Origin of the sequence: Phreatobacter sp. (genome assembly GCF_027532945.1) — a bacterium.
In the GTDB taxonomy this organism is placed as follows: domain Bacteria; phylum Pseudomonadota; class Alphaproteobacteria; order Rhizobiales; family Phreatobacteraceae; genus Phreatobacter.
In genome coordinates this window covers 74,922-89,995 of the sequence record NZ_JAPZTZ010000028.1, presented here as the reverse complement: position 1 = coordinate 89,995, position 15,074 = coordinate 74,922, and the positions used below count along the sequence as shown (strand labels likewise).

16 protein-coding genes and 1 tRNA gene are annotated in these 15,074 nt (G+C 69.2%); 7 read left to right on the top strand and 10 right to left on the bottom strand.

The genetic code is table 11. The features are described from left to right. Positions 1–441 (bottom strand): ribosome silencing factor, encoded by a 441-nt coding sequence (rsfS, locus tag O9344_RS18070; protein WP_298480680.1) that lies wholly within the window; start codon positions 439–441, stop codon positions 1–3. A 221-nt stretch (positions 442–662) separates the two neighbouring features. On the opposite strand from rsfS, the gene O9344_RS18065 reads away from it, so the two are divergent. From O9344_RS18065 to O9344_RS18055, 3 genes are read left to right on the top strand one after another with little or no spacing between them, the layout of a single operon-like run. Then, positions 663–1,121: a VOC family protein gene (locus tag O9344_RS18065; protein ID WP_298480678.1), complete on the top strand. Its 459-nt coding sequence runs from the start codon at positions 663–665 to the stop codon at positions 1,119–1,121. Positions 1,122–1,132: 11 nt separating this feature from the next. Continuing rightward, positions 1,133–1,672, top strand: a complete 540-nt coding sequence (locus O9344_RS18060) for an SRPBCC family protein (protein WP_298480676.1) — start codon at positions 1,133–1,135, stop codon at positions 1,670–1,672. 59 nt (positions 1,673–1,731) lie between these two features. Further along, complete coding sequence (locus tag O9344_RS18055; RefSeq protein ID WP_298480673.1) at positions 1,732–2,214, top strand: DUF1579 domain-containing protein; 483 nt, start codon at positions 1,732–1,734, stop codon at positions 2,212–2,214. A gap of 2 nt (positions 2,215–2,216) precedes the next feature. On the opposite strand, the gene O9344_RS18050 is transcribed toward O9344_RS18055, so the two are convergent. The 7 genes from O9344_RS18050 to O9344_RS18020 form a co-directional block, all read right to left on the bottom strand. Further along, a complete protein-coding gene (locus tag O9344_RS18050; protein WP_298480671.1) occupies positions 2,217–3,731 on the bottom strand; it encodes a hypothetical protein in 1,515 nt (504 codons plus the stop codon). A 67-nt stretch (positions 3,732–3,798) separates the two neighbouring features. Further along, on the bottom strand, positions 3,799–4,008 hold the full coding sequence (locus O9344_RS18045; protein ID WP_298480669.1) for a hypothetical protein: 210 nt from the start codon (positions 4,006–4,008) through the stop codon (positions 3,799–3,801). A 120-nt stretch (positions 4,009–4,128) separates the two neighbouring features. Further along, positions 4,129–4,785, bottom strand: coding sequence for a methyltransferase (locus O9344_RS18040; protein ID WP_298480666.1), 657 nt, complete (start codon positions 4,783–4,785; stop codon positions 4,129–4,131). Positions 4,786–4,851: 66 nt separating this feature from the next. Then, positions 4,852–5,334, bottom strand: coding sequence for a protein-export chaperone SecB (secB, locus tag O9344_RS18035; protein WP_298480663.1), 483 nt, complete (start codon positions 5,332–5,334; stop codon positions 4,852–4,854). A 99-nt stretch (positions 5,335–5,433) separates the two neighbouring features. Next, positions 5,434–5,895, bottom strand: a complete 462-nt coding sequence (locus tag O9344_RS18030; RefSeq protein WP_298480660.1) for an FxsA family protein — start codon at positions 5,893–5,895, stop codon at positions 5,434–5,436. A 72-nt stretch (positions 5,896–5,967) separates the two neighbouring features. After that, positions 5,968–6,945, bottom strand: a complete 978-nt coding sequence (locus O9344_RS18025) for a threonine dehydratase (RefSeq protein WP_298480657.1) — start codon at positions 6,943–6,945, stop codon at positions 5,968–5,970. Between the two features lie 3 nt (positions 6,946–6,948). Beyond that, the gene (locus tag O9344_RS18020) at positions 6,949–7,878 is read right to left on the bottom strand and encodes a hydroxymethylglutaryl-CoA lyase (protein WP_298480654.1); all 930 of its coding nucleotides are present in this window, start codon (positions 7,876–7,878) and stop codon (positions 6,949–6,951) included. A gap of 140 nt (positions 7,879–8,018) precedes the next feature. Between O9344_RS18020 and O9344_RS18015 the strand changes: the two genes are divergently transcribed. Continuing rightward, complete coding sequence (locus O9344_RS18015) at positions 8,019–8,999, top strand: quinone oxidoreductase (protein WP_298480652.1); 981 nt, start codon at positions 8,019–8,021, stop codon at positions 8,997–8,999. Between the two features lie 3 nt (positions 9,000–9,002). On the opposite strand, the gene O9344_RS18010 is transcribed toward O9344_RS18015, so the two are convergent. Then, a complete protein-coding gene (locus O9344_RS18010; RefSeq protein WP_298480649.1) occupies positions 9,003–10,124 on the bottom strand; it encodes a DUF418 domain-containing protein in 1,122 nt (373 codons plus the stop codon). 70 nt (positions 10,125–10,194) lie between these two features. On the opposite strand from O9344_RS18010, the gene O9344_RS18005 reads away from it, so the two are divergent. Next, positions 10,195–10,779 (top strand): TetR family transcriptional regulator C-terminal domain-containing protein, encoded by a 585-nt coding sequence (locus tag O9344_RS18005; RefSeq protein ID WP_298480646.1) that lies wholly within the window; start codon positions 10,195–10,197, stop codon positions 10,777–10,779. A gap of 22 nt (positions 10,780–10,801) precedes the next feature. On the opposite strand, the gene hrpB is transcribed toward O9344_RS18005, so the two are convergent. After that, a complete protein-coding gene (gene hrpB / locus O9344_RS18000; protein ID WP_298480643.1) occupies positions 10,802–13,261 on the bottom strand; it encodes an ATP-dependent helicase HrpB in 2,460 nt (819 codons plus the stop codon). Between the two features lie 335 nt (positions 13,262–13,596). Between hrpB and O9344_RS17995 the strand changes: the two genes are divergently transcribed. Both O9344_RS17995 and pobA read left to right on the top strand, forming a co-directional pair. Continuing rightward, positions 13,597–13,670: transfer RNA gene (locus O9344_RS17995), tRNA-Gly, on the top strand. Positions 13,671–13,821: 151 nt separating this feature from the next. Then, positions 13,822–14,997, top strand: a complete 1,176-nt coding sequence (gene pobA / locus O9344_RS17990) for a 4-hydroxybenzoate 3-monooxygenase (RefSeq protein ID WP_298480640.1) — start codon at positions 13,822–13,824, stop codon at positions 14,995–14,997. Positions 14,998–15,074 lie beyond the last annotated feature (77 nt).

Genomic DNA, 15,074 nt, shown 5'->3' with positions numbered 1-15,074 from the left:
TCAGCCGGCGAGCCGGTCGCCCGGACGGGCGGCGGACCACATCTTCTCGAGATTGTAGAAGGCGCGGACCTCGGGCCGGAAGACGTGGACGATGACGTCGCCCGCATCGACGAGGACCCAGTCGCAGGCGGGCAGGCCCTCGACGCGGACCTGGGCAACGCCGGCTTCCTTCAGCGCCTTCATCAGATAATCGGCAAGCGCGCCGACATGACGATGCGAACGGCCGGAGGACACCACCATCGCATCGGCGATGGAGGTCTTGCCCTTGAGGTCGATCGCCTGAATCTCCTCGGCCTTGTTCTCTTCCAAGGTGTCGAGGACGAGTTTGAGGACGTCCGCGGGCGCGGTGCCGGCCGTGGGAGTCCCGGTGGGCGGCGCGCTGGCGGCCGAGCCCGGCAGGGTTGTGGTGGACAGGGTCCAATCCTCTCTGCTTCGCGCCACGAGGGGCGCAACGACGGACATCATACCCGAAAACGTGACGTTTGAAAAACCGTCCTGGCTTGAGCCCTTGAACGCCGGGGTGAGGAGGCGGCGGTCCTGCCGCCGCCCCGGCTTGACAGCGGCGCTTTGCGCCTCGATACTTAACCTAAATGTTAAGTAAATAGCCGGCCCACCTCCTCGCACCGACCCGGCCGCACCCCGTCATTCCGAAGGAGCCCGCCATGACCGACAGCGCCATGACCGACAGCGCCACGACCGACAGCGCCCTCCCCGCCAAGGCCGTGATCCCCCACCTCAATGTCGAGGGCGCGGCGGAGGCCATCGCCTTCTACGGTGCGGCACTGGGCGCGCAGGAGCTGTCGCGATTGCCGTCGCAGGACGGCAAACGGCTCCTGCACGCCGATCTCCTCATCAACGGGTCGCACGTCTTCCTTCACGACGACTTCCCGGAGCATCGCTTCCCCGGTGCCAATTTTGGCGCCCCGCCGCGGATCGGCGGCAGTTCCGTCACGGTTCACCTGAGGGTGGAGAGCTGCGACGCCTGGTACGAGCGGGCGATGAAGGCCGGTGCCACCTCGGTCATGGCCCCCCACGACGCCTTCTGGGGCGACCGTTATGGTCAGGTGGTCGATCCCTTCGGCCATGCCTGGAGCTTCGCCCATCCGCTGGCGAAGGCGTGACGACCGCGACCATGAGAGGACTTCGCCGCAGGCTCTACGCCCTCGTCGCCTTTGCCGCCGTCATCGGCGGCGTCCTCGCCTTTGCGGCCACGCGGCCCGATCATTTCCGCCTCGAGCGATCGACGGTGATCGCAGCTCCCCCGGAGCGCATCCAGCCGCTCATTGCCGATTTCCGCCAATGGCCGCGCTGGTCGCCCTGGGAGGACAAGGACCCCGCCATGACCCGGACCCTGTCGGGGTCGGAGAGCGGCGTCGGCGCCGTCTATGGCTGGAGCGGCAACGGCAAGGTCGGCACCGGACGCATGGAGATCCTCTCCGCCGAGCCGCGGGCGGTGGCCATCCAGCTCGACTTCCTCAAGCCCTTCGAGGCGCATAACCGAGCGGAATTCACCCTGTTGCCCGGCCCCGAGGGAACGCGCGTCACCTGGGCCATGTCCGGCCCCCAGCCATTCGTCGCCAGGCTGATGAGCCTCGTCTTCAGCATGGAGCGAATGGTCGGTCCGGATTTCGAGGCCGGCCTCGCGAAGCTCAAGCGCCAGGCCGAGGGCTGACGGCGCTCCGGCATCCATCCCCAACACCTATCCCCCCAAGACCCAACGGAGGAACGACCATGTTCGGAGAACCGCAAGGCGAGCATCGCTGGCTCGACCGCTTTCTCGGCACCTGGACCTATGAGCACGAATGCCAGCCGGACCCCGACCAGCCGGTCCAGAAACTGAAGGGCCGCCAGACCTTCACCTCGCTCGGCGGCTTCTGGATCCTCGGCGACGGCACCGGCGAGATGCCGGACGGCGGCGAGGCGAAGATGCTGCTCACCATCGGCTATGACCCCGCCACGAAGCGCTATGTCGGATCGTGGATCGGCTCGATGATGCCGAACCTCTGGGTCTATGACGGCGATGTCGATGAATCAGGCCGCATCCTCACCCTGCAGGCCGACGGCCCGTCCTTCTCCGGCGACGGCACCATCGCCACCTACCAGGACATCGTCGAGGTGATGACCGACGACCACTATCGGTTCCGCTCGCAGGTGCGGCAGCCCGACGGGAGCTGGCATGTCTTCATGGAGGCCGACTACCGCCGCGCCGCCTGACGTCAGACCCGCTTGCGGAACATCAGGATCACCGCGATGGGCACGACGAAGCCGATGACCGTCGCGGTGATGAGGAGGTCGCCGAGCTCGCCGTAATGGCCGCGGTTCACCGTGAAGATGTGGTTGAGGTACTTGGTCTGCAGCTGGCCCGCGACGAGGGCGAGGTTCATCAGCGAGGCCATCAGCGCGAACCAGGTGGCCCGCCGTCCGTCCGGCGCGTAATAGGCGATCAGCGTCAGCATCGGGATCATCGCGAGATCGGCGAAGGGCGATGTCGTCGCCGCGTCCACCACGGCGATGGTCCGGGCGCCGAAGCCGAGATGGGCTTCGGTCCAGTCGGCAAGGCCGTAGAACAGGCCGATATTCGGCAGCGACAGGATCGTGCCGGCCACGGCGATCCAGAACAGCACCGTCGTGACGGAATATTCGGTGAGCTGGCGGGAGAACAGCCACATGGCGCCGATGGCGATGATGGCCGAGGTCTGGCGCAGGATGCCGTAGAAGGCCTCGTCGAATTTCAGGACGTCGAGAGTCCACCAGAAATAGCCGTCGCCGACACCGGGTGTCGCGCGGAAGGCGAAGATGATGATCGAGGCGAAGATGATCGCCTGCCGCGTCTTCTGCTCGACGTCGCGGGTGACCATGTGCAGCATGGTCAGCACCACCGCCATGGAGACGACGAAGACCAGCTCCTGCGCGAAAGGCACACGCAGCAGCGCCGTCGCGACGACGAAGGTGCCGAAGGCGAGGCCCCCACCGAGGATGCGCCAGTCGAGCGGCTGGCCCTCGCCGGTCTCGCCGCGGGCAAACATTACGCCGGTGATGGAAATGAGCGGGATGGCAAGGCCGAAGAGGAAAACGTGCTCGCGGCTGAAATGGTGCGCGAGCCAGCCCGAGAGCCCGGCGACGGAGAGGATGCCGATGCCGAGCGCCAGCCGGCCGAGGACCTGGACCATGGCGAGATCGGTGCGGATGTCGGCATCGGGCCGCGGCTGGCCGGTCTCATCGACCCGATCCACCACCTCCGAGGACATGGCATCGGCGACGACGTCCTGGATGACGGCGCCCAGCACCATCGAGACGGCGCCGAGCACATAGGCATCATCCGCCGGCAAGAGCGTGAACCAGCCCCCGGCCGCGCCGGCAAGAATGATGAGGCCTGTCGCGGTGAAGCTGGCGCCGATCAGCACATAGGCGCGTCGCCGCGAACCGAAGATGGCGACGCCATCCACCAGCTGGCCGAAGACCATCTTGATGGTCCAGGGCAGGCTGAGCCAGACCGCAACGCCGGCCAGTTCCGCCGGAGACAGGGACAGGCTCTCCTTCACCCACATGTCCCGGGACACGTCGATGATGCCAAGCGCCCCATAGGCGAAATAGACCATGAGCAGGGGCACATAGGCCGCCCGCACCGCGCGGACGGGCCGCATGATGCCGTCCTGCCAGAACGACGGGAGCCGCGCCCTGGGGCCCGTCTCGCCCGGGGCGGGAGCCGGCTCGGTGGTCGATGCTGTCACGATGAGGACCTCGGGCGGTGGAGATCCCTGTCTCCACCTGCCCGCGCGTCACGTCAATGCCGCCGCCTCAGCCGACGTGGCAGGGCATGCCTTTGGGCGCCGATCCTCTCGCCGACTTGGCGCAGGCGAGAGCGCCCAGCGTCTCGGCGATGCGCTCCTCGCCGGCCTGCCGCGAGGCAACCGGCCATTCGGCGACCACCTCCTCATGGCGGCGGAACACGACCTTGAAGGGGCGTGCCTTGAAAGCAGTGGGGCGAATGTCTGCCGTCAATGTCATCCTGACCTCCCTCGTCTCGATGCCTGCGTCTACGCTCGCGATCGACAAGATGGTCACGGCGACAGTGTGGCGCATCCCCGGACTTTTCCGTGGCGCGATCAAACAATTGCGAGCAGCCGGCTAAGCGCCGGCGAGGGCCCAGACGGCAGTCTTCTTGATCTCGAGGTCCTCGAGCTCGCGCGTCACCGGCACCATGTACTCGGCCCGCTTGTCGAGGTGCTGGCGCGGCAGGTAGGTGCGGCCGGGATCGCCGATCAGCACGGTGCGGCCCGCCTTCGCCAGCGGCTGCAGCCAGGCCATCATCGTCTCGGTCATCGACCGCTCATAGCAGACATCACCGGCGAGGATGACGTCGAAGCCTGCATCGCGGCCGATGGCATCGCCCGTCTCCGCCGTGATGACGACGCCATTCGCCTCGGCGTTGAGCCTGACCGCCGCCTCGCAGAATGCGTCGATGTCGATAGCGGTGACCGCGGCCGCGCCGGACTTAGCCGCGGCGATGGCGACAAGGCCCGAGCCGGTCGCGACGTCGAGCACGCGCCGACCGGCGACCGTTTCGGGATGATCGAGCACATAGCGGGCGAGCGCTTGCCCCCCCGCCCAGGCGAAGGCCCAGAAGGGCGGCGGCAGGCCGATCTCGCCGAGCTCGTCCTCGGTCTTCTGCCACAGCGCGGTCGCCTCGTCGGCGAGGTGCAGCACGATTTCCGGCGCATGCGGCACGGCCATGAGCCGGGTGTGCGAGCGGATGAAGGCGGCGCGGTCGAGGATGGCGGTCATGACGTTCGGCTCAAAGAAAAAGCCGGGCGCGAAGCCCGGCTTGTTCGGAAGGCGTCAGGCGCTGGCTCACTGGGTGAGCTGCTGGCCACCCGGCATACCGCCCTGCTCCGCGATGCGCTGGCGGTAGAGCGCGGCGAAATCGACCGGGTCGAGATAGAGCGGCGGGAAGCCGCCGTCGCGGGTGGCGTTGGCGATGATCTGACGGGCGAAGGGGAAGAGCAGGCGCGGGCACTCGATCAGCACGATCGGGTGGATCGCCTCTTCCGGCACGTTGGCGATGCGGAAGATGCCGCCGAAGATCAGCTCGAACTTGAAGAGCGTCAGCTCCTTGGTCTTGGCGTCGCCCTCGATGGTGAGTTCCACCTGGAACTCCTGCTCGCTCATCGGATTGGCGTTGACGTTGATCTGGATGTTGATGGCCGGCTGCTCGCTCTGCGGCATCAGCGAGCGCGGGGCGTTGCGGTTCTCAAACGACAGGTCGCGGACATACTGCGCCAGCACGTTGAGCTGCGGGGCCGCCTCGAGGGCGGGTTCACCGTTGGTGGTCATGGGGATCTCCGCTGGCGCCGCTGTCGGAGCGGCATCGGTTTCGCATCGGTGCGTGGCGGGCTCGCTACCACGCGCGGGGGCCGGCGGGCAAGGCGGCGCTTAGCCGGGTCCTGGTGGATTGAGGCGCGGATCGGTGGCCGGCGGGCGCCGTTCCTCGCGCCAGTCGGCGGGTTCGAGATCGACCACGCCCGGCGGGGTCGGCCGCTGAGCCGGCGTCAGGGCACGCCCGGAAAGCAGGCCTCGGATCGCCGGCACCAGCAGCACCAGCGCGATGATGTCGGTGACGAAGCCGGGAATGGCGAGGAGCAGGCCCGCGAAGGCCGTCAGCATGCCGGAACGCGCTGCGTCCCCGGAGACGAGGACGACACCGCCGGAGCGCAAGACCTGCGAGAACAGCAGCTTCGCCCCGCCCTTGAGCAGCAGGATGCCGAGGAAGGAGGTAAGCAGGACCCCGAAGAAGGCGCCGAAGAAGCCGATCTGGCCCGCGACCCAGAAGAAGGTGGCGAACTCCAGGAAAGGCAGCGCAATGAGGCCGAGAACAAGCCAGCGCAGTTGAACCATCGGATACCTCCGCGCCTGTCAGGTGGGAGCGGCCGGTTCCGGCCGCAAGACGACAACCCGTCGCGGCCCCTGTCAGGCGGCCTGCGGCGTCCGGCCCGCCATGACCTCCGCCATGATGGCCAGATCGACATTCTGGCCAGACAGGATGACGCCAGCCTTGCGGCCCTTCATGGCCTCAGCCTCGCGTCCCAACGCGGCGAGAGCCGCAGCTCCCGCACCTTCGGCTGCGTTGTGGGTGTCGGTCCAGTAGATCCGCATGGCCGCAGCGATCGCATCCTCGTCCACGGTGACGCATCGCGCAGCCCCCGTGGCGATCATGCGGAGAGCCTCGGCATTGGGGATCCGGACCGCCATCCCATCGGCGAAGCTGGCGGCGGTATTGGTCTCGACAACATGGCCGGCCGCGAGGGAGCGCGCATAGGCCGGCGCGTTCTCGGCCACGACCGCCACGACCTCCGTCTTCAGGCCGAGGAGATCCCGCGCTGTGATGACGCCGCAGATGCCCGAGCCGAGGCCGATGGGCACATAGACGACGTCGAGGTCCGGGTGATCGGTGAACAGTTCCAGCGCATAGGTCGCAACGCCAAGCACAAGATCGCGCTGGAACGAGGCGGCGAACTCGTAGCCGCGCTCCTTGGCCAGCGCCACGGCATGGTCGCGGGCCTCGTCGAAGTCCCGCCCATGCTCCACCAGCGTCGCGCCAAAGGCCCGCATGGCGGCATTCTTCTCGACCGAATTGCCGTGCGGCACGACGATGACCGCCTCGAGCCCGGCCTTGCGGGCGGCGAAGGCGAGGCTCTGGCCGTGATTGCCACGGGTCGCCGAGACGATGCCGCGCACGTGCGGCCGCTCCCGCACCAGCCTGTCCATGTAAACCAGGCCGCCGCGAACCTTGAAGGCGCCGGTGGGCGTATGGTTCTCGTGCTTGACCACCACATCCAGGCCGAAGCGCTCCGCAAGCAGTGGCCAGGCGAAGGCCGGGGTCGGTGGCATGGCGCGCCGCACCAGTTGCTCCGCGGCCTTCAAGTCATCGAGCGTGATGGGGTCCATGGATCAGGCCGCCTTTGCCGGGAACAGGCCGGCGCGGAGCAGCGCCGAGGGCACGGGCTTGCCGAGCACGCCAGAGAGCCAGCGCGCGGTGTCGATCACCGTGGTGATATCGAGACCCGTGGCGATGCCCATGCGGTCGAAGGTATAGAGCAGGTCCTCGGTCGCCACATTGCCGGTTGCGGCCGGCGCGAAGGGGCAGCCGCCGACGCCGCCCGTGGAGGCATCGAGAAAGTCGACCCCGGCCATGACCGCGGCGATGGCATTGGCGACACCGGTGTTGCGGGTGTCGTGGAAATGGCAGCGCCACTTCACCATCCGCGACAGGGCCTGCGCACGCGCCAGCATCTCGGTCACCTGCGGCGGCACGGCGCAGCCGATCGTATCGGCAAAGCCGATGTCGAAGGGGTCACTCTCCAGCAGCGTTTCGACAATGCCCATGACCCGGTCCACCGGCACCTCGCCGTCGAAGGGGCAGCCGAAGGCGGTGGCGATGGAGACGGACATGGGCAGGCCCGCCGCCCTGGCGATGGCCGCGACCTCACGGGTCCCGGCCACGAGATCGGCGACCGAGGCGTTCTGGTTGCGGTTGGCGAAGGTCTCCGAGGCCACCACCACGTAATTGATCTGGGTGCAGCGCGCCGCGACCGCCCGCTCGGCGCCGCGGGCATTGAGCGCAAGGCCGATGAGGTTGAGCCCGGGATGGCGCCCGACGAGCCCCTCCATGACCGCTTCAGCATCGGCCATCTGCGGCACGCGCTTCGGATTGGCGAAGGACACCGCCTCGACATGGCGGAAGCCGGCCGCGACCGAGCGCTCGACCAGCGCGATCTTGTCGGCGGTCGAGACCATCACCTTCTCGTTCTGCAGGCCGTCGCGGGGGGCGACCTCGATGATCTCGACGGCAAGGTTCTGGCTGGAACGGGTCTGGCTCATGGGCATCCTCCGGCGCCTTTGTCCGCGCTCGGGCCCGCGATGGCAAGGCCGGCGATCCGGCGGATTGGCGGCGCGGCAGGTCCGTGGCATGAGGGTGCGCCGCCCGGCAGAGGCGGGAATGCTTGAGGGAGAGACAGGCCATGGCACAGGCGCGCGCGGTTCGGCTGCACGGCTTCGGCGAGCCGGAGGTCATGGGCATCGAGACGCTGGAGCTCGCGGCGCCCGGACCCGGCGAGGTGCAGATCCGCCAGACCGCCATCGGCTTCAACTTCATCGACGTTTACCAGCGCCGCGGCATCTATCCGCTGCCCACCCCGACCGGGCTCGGCCACGAGGCGGCGGGCGTCGTCGAGGCCGTCGGCCCCGGCGTGACGACGCTGAAGCCGGGCGACCGTGTCGCCTATATCAATGCCGGCATCGGCGCCTATGCCGACCGCCGCGTCGTGCCGGCCGAAAGGCTGGTGACGCTGCCCGACAGCGTCTCCGACGAGGCGGCGGCGAGCCTGATCTTCAAGGGCCTCACGGCGCAGTATCTCCTCCGCAAGACCCACCGCGTCGCGCCCGGCGACCTCATCCTCGTCCATTCCGCGGCGGGCGGCGTCGGCCAGATCCTCGTGCGCTGGGGCAAGGCGCTGGGCGCCGAGGTCATCGCCACGGCCGGCGGCCCTGAGAAATGCGCGCTGGCGAAGCGCATCGGCGCCGACCATGCCATCGACTACCGCGATCCCGCCTGGCCCGAAGCCGTCCTCGCCGCGACCGGCGGGCGCAAGGCCCGCGTCGTCTATGACGCGGTGGGCAAGGACACGTTCCTGAAGTCGCTCGACTGCATCCAGCCCTTCGGCCTCATGGTCTCCTATGGCGCCGCCTCGGGCCCGGCGCCGGAGATCAGCCCAGAAGTGCTCAACAAGAAGGGCTGCCTCTTCCTCACCCGCCCCTCGGTCTTCCCGCACAATGCCGACCCGGCAGTGTTCCGTGAGAACGCCGCCGAGCTCTTCGCCGCCATCGCGGCGGGCCATGTGACGGTGGATATCGGCGCGCGCTTCGCCCTGTCGGATGTGGCCGCGGCCCACCGCGCGGCGGAAGCCCGCGCGACGACGGGGGCAATCCTCATCACGCCGTGAGGGTCATCGGCCATCGGCCCTCCGGTCGGCAAGCCGCGTCCACCACCGCAGGATCGCCTCCAGCGGTCCATCCTGGAAGGCGCGCAGCCATGCTGTCGCGGCAAGGTGGGTCACTGCCGCCACGCCAAACGCGATCAGCAGGCAGCCCATGGCCCCGACCGTGCCGTAGAGCCCGAGGCCATAGCCGTTGAAGACAAGGCCCGCCAGAACGCCCTCGAGGACATAACAGGTCAGCGACATGCGGCCGGGCCTCGCAATGACGTCGGCGGCTTGCCATCGCCGCGCTGCCCGGATGATCAGCAGGAGATAGGCGATGGAAAGGGTGGGCGCCGCGAGGGCCAGCAACGCGAAGCCCGCCAGAGCGCCAAGTCCCTCGCCGAGCAGGCCCGCCATGGCCGCCGCATAAACGCCGTTCAAGGCGAGGCCGACGCTCAGGAACCAGGGCAGGGCCCGATCGAACCGGGCATGGATCGGCGAGCCTGGCTTCATCACCCCCAGCCTTGCCGCGAGAAGGCCGGCTGTGAAGGCCGCGAAGGTGACCGGGCCATTGAACAGCAGGATGAAGACGAAGGCGGACGGCCACTCCCCCATGCGCTGCTGAATGCTGTCGGCAAGGCTTCCCTGATAGCCTCCGGTGGCGGGCGGCGGTGGCATGGATGCGAGGTGCTCGGGGAGAATGGCGCCGAGCAGCGCGAGGCTCACCACGCCGAGCACGAGGCTGCCCACCATCACGCCAAGCAGGACGGTCTGCGACGCCTTGCGCAACAGGAGGAGGCCCACCCCCAGCAGCGCATAGAGGAGGAGAATGTCGCCAGCGAAGACCAGCAGCCCATGCGCGATTCCGAGAAGCCCAAGCCCGACCAGTCGCAGGCTCAGGCGCGCGGTCGCCGACTGTCCCGCCCGCTCGGCCGAGGCGATCTGGACAGCGAAGCCCCATCCGAAGACGAAGGAGAACAGGATAAAGAACTTCCCCTGGAACAGCCATTCCACCAGGACCTGCACGACGGCATCGACGCCCGCGGGCCGGACCAGGGTCGGGGGGCTGGCAAGGAAGGGGATGTTGACCACGGCGATGCCGATCAGGGCGATCGAACGCAGGAGGTCGATGTCGGTGGTCCTTGCCATGGGCCAAGCCTTGGGTCAGAGTTGAGCATATGCTCAATTGAGCGATCGCTCAACAAAGTCAAGAGACCCCATGCCTCGCCTCAAAGGTGCGGATCGTCGCACGCAGATCCTCGAAGCCGCCGAGCGGGTCATCCTCCACAAGGGACTGGCGGCGGCCACCACCCGCGACGTCACATCCGATCTGGGTGTCGCGGCGGGCCTGCTGGCGCATTACTTCAGCTGGTCGGCGCTCCGGGCCGCGGCCTTCTCGCGCGTCGTCGTCGCGGATATCGACCAGTCGGTCACCGGCCGCTCGCGAGATGCCCCCGACACGGTCCTCTCCGACCTCGTTGATGGGGCCTTCAGCGCCGAGGCCGACGCCCTGTGGCGTCTGTGGCTGGAGGCAACCGAAATGGGGGCGAGCGACGCTCTGTTGGCCGAGGCGGCGTCCGAGGCAACGGATCGCTGGCACGGTGCCCTGTCGGATCTTCTGGCCCGTGGCCATTCGGACGGCGTGTGGACCTGCCCGACTCCCCATGAATCGAGCTGGCGGATCATCGCGATCCTGCTGGGGCTGGCGGGCCTCTGCCTCATTCCGGGGAGCCCGCTTTCACGCGATGCGGCCACCCATCACCTTAGGATCGCCGTCCGCCACGAATGCGGACTGTCGGCGTGACCGTGCACGCCGTCGGCCGATCTCACGTCCCGCGCGGCTTGGCCCGATGGGTCGCAGCCGCGGACGCCGGATCATCCGGCCAGGGATGGCGGGGATAGCGCCCCTTCATCTCCGATTTCACCGCCTGCCAGGAGCCCTTCCAGAAGCCCGGTAGGTCGCGCGTGATCTGCACCGGGCGGTGGGCGGGCGACAGCAGCTCGACCACCAGAGGGATCTTGCCGCGCGCCACAGTCGGATGGACCGCGAGGCCGAAAAGCTCCTGCACGCGGATCGACAGGACTGGCTCCTCGCCCTCGTAGTCGATGGGATGGCGCTGGCCCGAGGGCGCGTCGAAATGGCTCGGGAGGTCTGCCTCGATCCGCCGCTTCACGTCCCAGGGGATGAGCTGGTCGAGGGCCGCCGAAAGCTCGTCCGCGCCGATCTGCGACAAGGCCGTCTTGGCGAGGATATGCGCGGCCAGCCACTCCGCCGCATTTGCCGCCAGGGCCGCGTCCGAGAGGTCGGGAAAGCTCTCGTCCACCCGCCGCAGGAAGGAGACGCGGTGGCGCAGCGCCAGCTGCGGCTTCGACCAGGGCAGGCGGTGGATCCCCAGCGCGGCGATGCCCTCTGCCAGAGCCCGGGCGCTCGCCTCCGTCGGCGGCACGGCCAGCGTCTGCTCGCCCAGATTGACCGCGCCGAGCCGGCGGGCGCGCTTCGCCCGGAGTGCGGCGGCCGTGCGGTCGAAGGTCACCTCCTCGCGCGTCTCGATCCGGTCGGCGAAATCCGCCTCGATCTCGGCAAGGCTGATGGGCGCAGCCGACAGGATGCGCGCCCGCGCCGCGACGCCGCCGATCTCGGCCACGGCGAGGAAGGTCTCGCGCGCCAGCGGCGAGGCGGGATCGACCGATCCGCCGCGGCCATTGGCGAGGACGAAATCGCCATCCTTGCCACGCGCGCGGGCGATGCGGTCGGGAAAGGCCAGCGCCAGCACCGCGCCGGCGCGCTCCGGCCCCGAGCCGATATCGGGCGCCGCCGTCACTTCGCGCAGCCAACCCGCGGCCATGCGGCGCGCGTCCTCCGCCCGCCGCGAGCGGTCGGAACGGAAGCGGTCGAAGCGATGACCGAGATGCACGTCCTCGCCGCCGAGGCCGCGCTCGGAGACGAGCAGGGCGAGGTCGGCGGCAAGCCGGCCTTCGCCGCGAGCGGCCGCATCCACCACCATGCGGGCGAGCCGGGGCGTGAGCGGCAGGGCGCGCAGGCGCTTGCCCTCCTCGGTGATGCGCCCGTCCGCGTCGAGCCCGCCGAGGCTCGCGAGCAGCGCCCGCGCCTCCGCCACCGCCGGCTTCGGCGGCGGGTCGAGGAAGGCAAGGCTCGCCGGATCGGTGACGCCCCAGGCGGCGGAGTCGAGGAGAAGCGAGGAGAGATCGGCGGCGAGGATTTCCGGCGTCTGGTAGGCCGGGAAGGCGCCCTCCTGCGCCTCCTCCCACAGCCGGTAGCAGACGCCCGCCTCGGTGCGGCCGGCACGGCCACGGCGCTGATCGGCCGCCGCACGCGACACACGCACCGTCTCCAGCCGCGTGAGCCCGAGGTCCGGCTCGAAGCGCGGCACACGGGAAAGACCTGAATCGACGACGATGCGCACGCCTTCGATGGTCAACGAGGTCTCGGCGATGGAGGTGGCGAGCACCACCTTTCGACGGCCGGGGGCGGCCGGCTCGATGGCGCGGTCCTGCTCGGCGCGGTCGAGGGCGCCGTAGAGCGGCACGATGTCGACGGCAGGGTCCTTGACGGTAGCGGCGAGAAGCTCGGCGGTGCGGCGGATCTCCGCAGCGCCGGGGAGGAAGACCAGCGCCGAGCCGGTCTCCTCGGCGAGCGCCCGGCGCACCGTGCGGGCGACCTCGTCCTCCAGCCGGGCGGCGGGATCGCGACCGACATGCCGCGTCACCACGGGATAGGCGCGCCCCGCGCTCTCCACCACCGGCGCGCCGCCAAGCAGCGCGGCAACGCGCGCGCCGTCGAGGGTCGCCGACATGACGAGGATGCGCAGGTCGTCGCGCAGGGCGCCCTGCGTGTCGAGGGCGAGGGCAAGGCCGAGATCGGCATCGAGGCTGCGCTCGTGGAACTCGTCGAAGAGCACGGCGGCGACACCCTCAAGCGTCGGATCGTCGAGGATCATGCGGGTGAAGATGCCCTCGGTGACGACCTCGACGCGCGTCCGCGCCGACACCTTCGAACCGAAGCGCACCCTTAAGCCCACCCGTCCGCCGACCTCCTCGCCGAGTGTCTTGGCCATCCGGTCGGCGACCGCGCGGGCCGCGATGCGCCGCGGCTCCAGGACGAGAATCTTGCCTGTGCCAGACCAGGATTCCTCCATCAGCACCAGCGGCACACGCGTCGATTTCCCGGCGCCCGGCGGCGCAACCAGGACGGCGCGCGACGCCCCCGCAAGGGCCTCGCGGAGGGCGGGCAGGGCCGCATCGATGGGCAGGTCGGACCGGGACACGCCGGGCGTTTACGGTTCCTTCACCGCATCCGCAAGCGCCGGGAAGGTGAAGGGCCGAAACGGGCCGAACGGGCCTCGGCCTTGCGACGTGTTCGCCAAGGTCATCGGCTGTTCCATCGCGGGACGCACGATGTCCACCGCCGGGATGTGGACGCGTCCCGGCACGACACGCCTGGCAAGGCAGCCGCCATCAGAGCGGCGCCGCCGGGCGGCGGGGCGGCCGGTCCCCAATGCTCCTCACGGCCGCCAGGGAGCGGCGGTCCGCATCGCGCGGGCCGCCGCCACCGACCCGCTTGCGGACAGGGGGCCGCCTTGGCTATGGTCCGCCCCCCGGTGCGGGCGTAGTTCAATGGTAGAACGGCAGCTTCCCAAGCTGCATACGAGGGTTCGATTCCCTTCGCCCGCTCCAGCCCCTCCCTGACAGTCCGACCAATCACAACGCCGAAGGTGCCGCGGCGGGCGCTTCCCTTGGCCCGGGCAATCCCGCTAAGAACGCAGCGGCGCCGGATACCGGCTCCGGACTTCAAGCGCCCTCAAGAGCGCCATATCGGGAACGTCAAATGAAGCGCGTGCAGGTCGCCATCATCGGCTCTGGTCCGTCTGGGCTCATGCTCGGCCACATTCTCCACCGGGCCGGCATCGACACGATCATCCTGGAGAACCGCAGCCGCGACTATGTGCTGGCGCGGATCCGGGCAGGCCTGCTCGAACAGGGCACCGTCGACCTGTTGCGCGAGAACGGCCTTGCCGGCCGCCTCGACAAGGAGGCGCTGATCCACCACGGCATGGCGCTGGCCTTCGACGGCGAGCGGCACCGCATCGACCTGTCGGGCCTCGCGAGCGGCAAGGTGGTGACCATCTACGGCCAGACCGAGGTGACCAAGGACCTGATGGACGCCCGCGACGCCTCCGGCGCCGCCACGGTCTATGAGGCGCAGGGCGTCACGCTGCACGACTTCGACGGCACGAGCCCGCGCGTCACCTACACCAAGGACGGTGTCACCCACGAGATCGCCTGCGACATCATCGCCGGCTGCGACGGCTATCACGGCGTCTCGCGCGCCAGCGTGCCGAAGGGCGCCATCACCACCTATGAGCGGGTCTATCCCTTCGGCTGGCTCGGCATCCTCGCGGAGGTGCCGCCCGTCGACCACGAACTGATCTACGCCAACTCGCCGCGCGGCTTCGCGCTCTGCACCATGCGGTCGAGCACCCGCAGCCGCTACTACGTGCAGTGCCCGCTCGACGACAAGGTCGAGGCCTGGTCCGACGACCGCTTCTGGGACGAGCTGCGCCGCCGCGTCGACGCCCCGACGGCCGAGGCCATCGTCACCGGCCCGTCCTTCGAGAAGTCCATCGCGCCGCTGCGCAGCTTCGTCGCCGAGCCGCTGCGCTTCGGCCGGCTGTTCCTCGTCGGCGATGCCGCCCACATCGTGCCGCCGACCGGCGCCAAGGGCCTCAACCTCGCCATGAGCGACGTGCGCTACCTCTCCGAGGCGCTTCTCGCCTTCTTCCACGAGCGGTCCGAGGCGAGCCTCGACACCTATTCGGCGCGGGCGCTCGCCCGCATCTGGAAGGCCGTGCGCTTCTCCTGGTCCATGACCACCATGCTGCACCGCTTCCCCGAGCAGACCGCCTTCGACCAGCGGATGCAGGAAGCCGATCTCGCCTATCTGGTCTCGTCGAAAGCGGCCATGACCGCGCTGGCGGAGAACTATGTCGGCCTGCCGGTGTGACATAGCGCGCGCGGTGGACATTGACCCGGCGGGGCGCCGCGCTTAACTCAGCCCTTCCCGGCTCAACCCTGCGAAAC

Coding starts and splice junctions, on each gene's coding strand:
- O9344_RS18065 (WP_298480678.1), top strand. CDS start 663: ATGACCGACAGCGCCATGACCGACAGCGCCACGACCGACAGCGCCCTC.
- O9344_RS18060 (WP_298480676.1), top strand. CDS start 1,133: ATGAGAGGACTTCGCCGCAGGCTCTACGCCCTCGTCGCCTTTGCCGCC.
- O9344_RS18055 (WP_298480673.1), top strand. CDS start 1,732: ATGTTCGGAGAACCGCAAGGCGAGCATCGCTGGCTCGACCGCTTTCTC.
- O9344_RS18045 (WP_298480669.1), bottom strand. CDS start 4,008: ATGACATTGACGGCAGACATTCGCCCCACTGCTTTCAAGGCACGCCCC.
- O9344_RS18040 (WP_298480666.1), bottom strand. CDS start 4,785: ATGACCGCCATCCTCGACCGCGCCGCCTTCATCCGCTCGCACACCCGG.
- secB (WP_298480663.1), bottom strand. CDS start 5,334: ATGACCACCAACGGTGAACCCGCCCTCGAGGCGGCCCCGCAGCTCAAC.
- O9344_RS18030 (WP_298480660.1), bottom strand. CDS start 5,895: ATGGTTCAACTGCGCTGGCTTGTTCTCGGCCTCATTGCGCTGCCTTTC.
- O9344_RS18025 (WP_298480657.1), bottom strand. CDS start 6,945: ATGGACCCCATCACGCTCGATGACTTGAAGGCCGCGGAGCAACTGGTG.
- O9344_RS18020 (WP_298480654.1), bottom strand. CDS start 7,878: ATGAGCCAGACCCGTTCCAGCCAGAACCTTGCCGTCGAGATCATCGAG.
- O9344_RS18015 (WP_298480652.1), top strand. CDS start 8,019: ATGGCACAGGCGCGCGCGGTTCGGCTGCACGGCTTCGGCGAGCCGGAG.
- O9344_RS18010 (WP_298480649.1), bottom strand. CDS start 10,124: ATGGCAAGGACCACCGACATCGACCTCCTGCGTTCGATCGCCCTGATC.
- O9344_RS18005 (WP_298480646.1), top strand. CDS start 10,195: ATGCCTCGCCTCAAAGGTGCGGATCGTCGCACGCAGATCCTCGAAGCC.
- pobA (WP_298480640.1), top strand. CDS start 13,822: ATGAAGCGCGTGCAGGTCGCCATCATCGGCTCTGGTCCGTCTGGGCTC.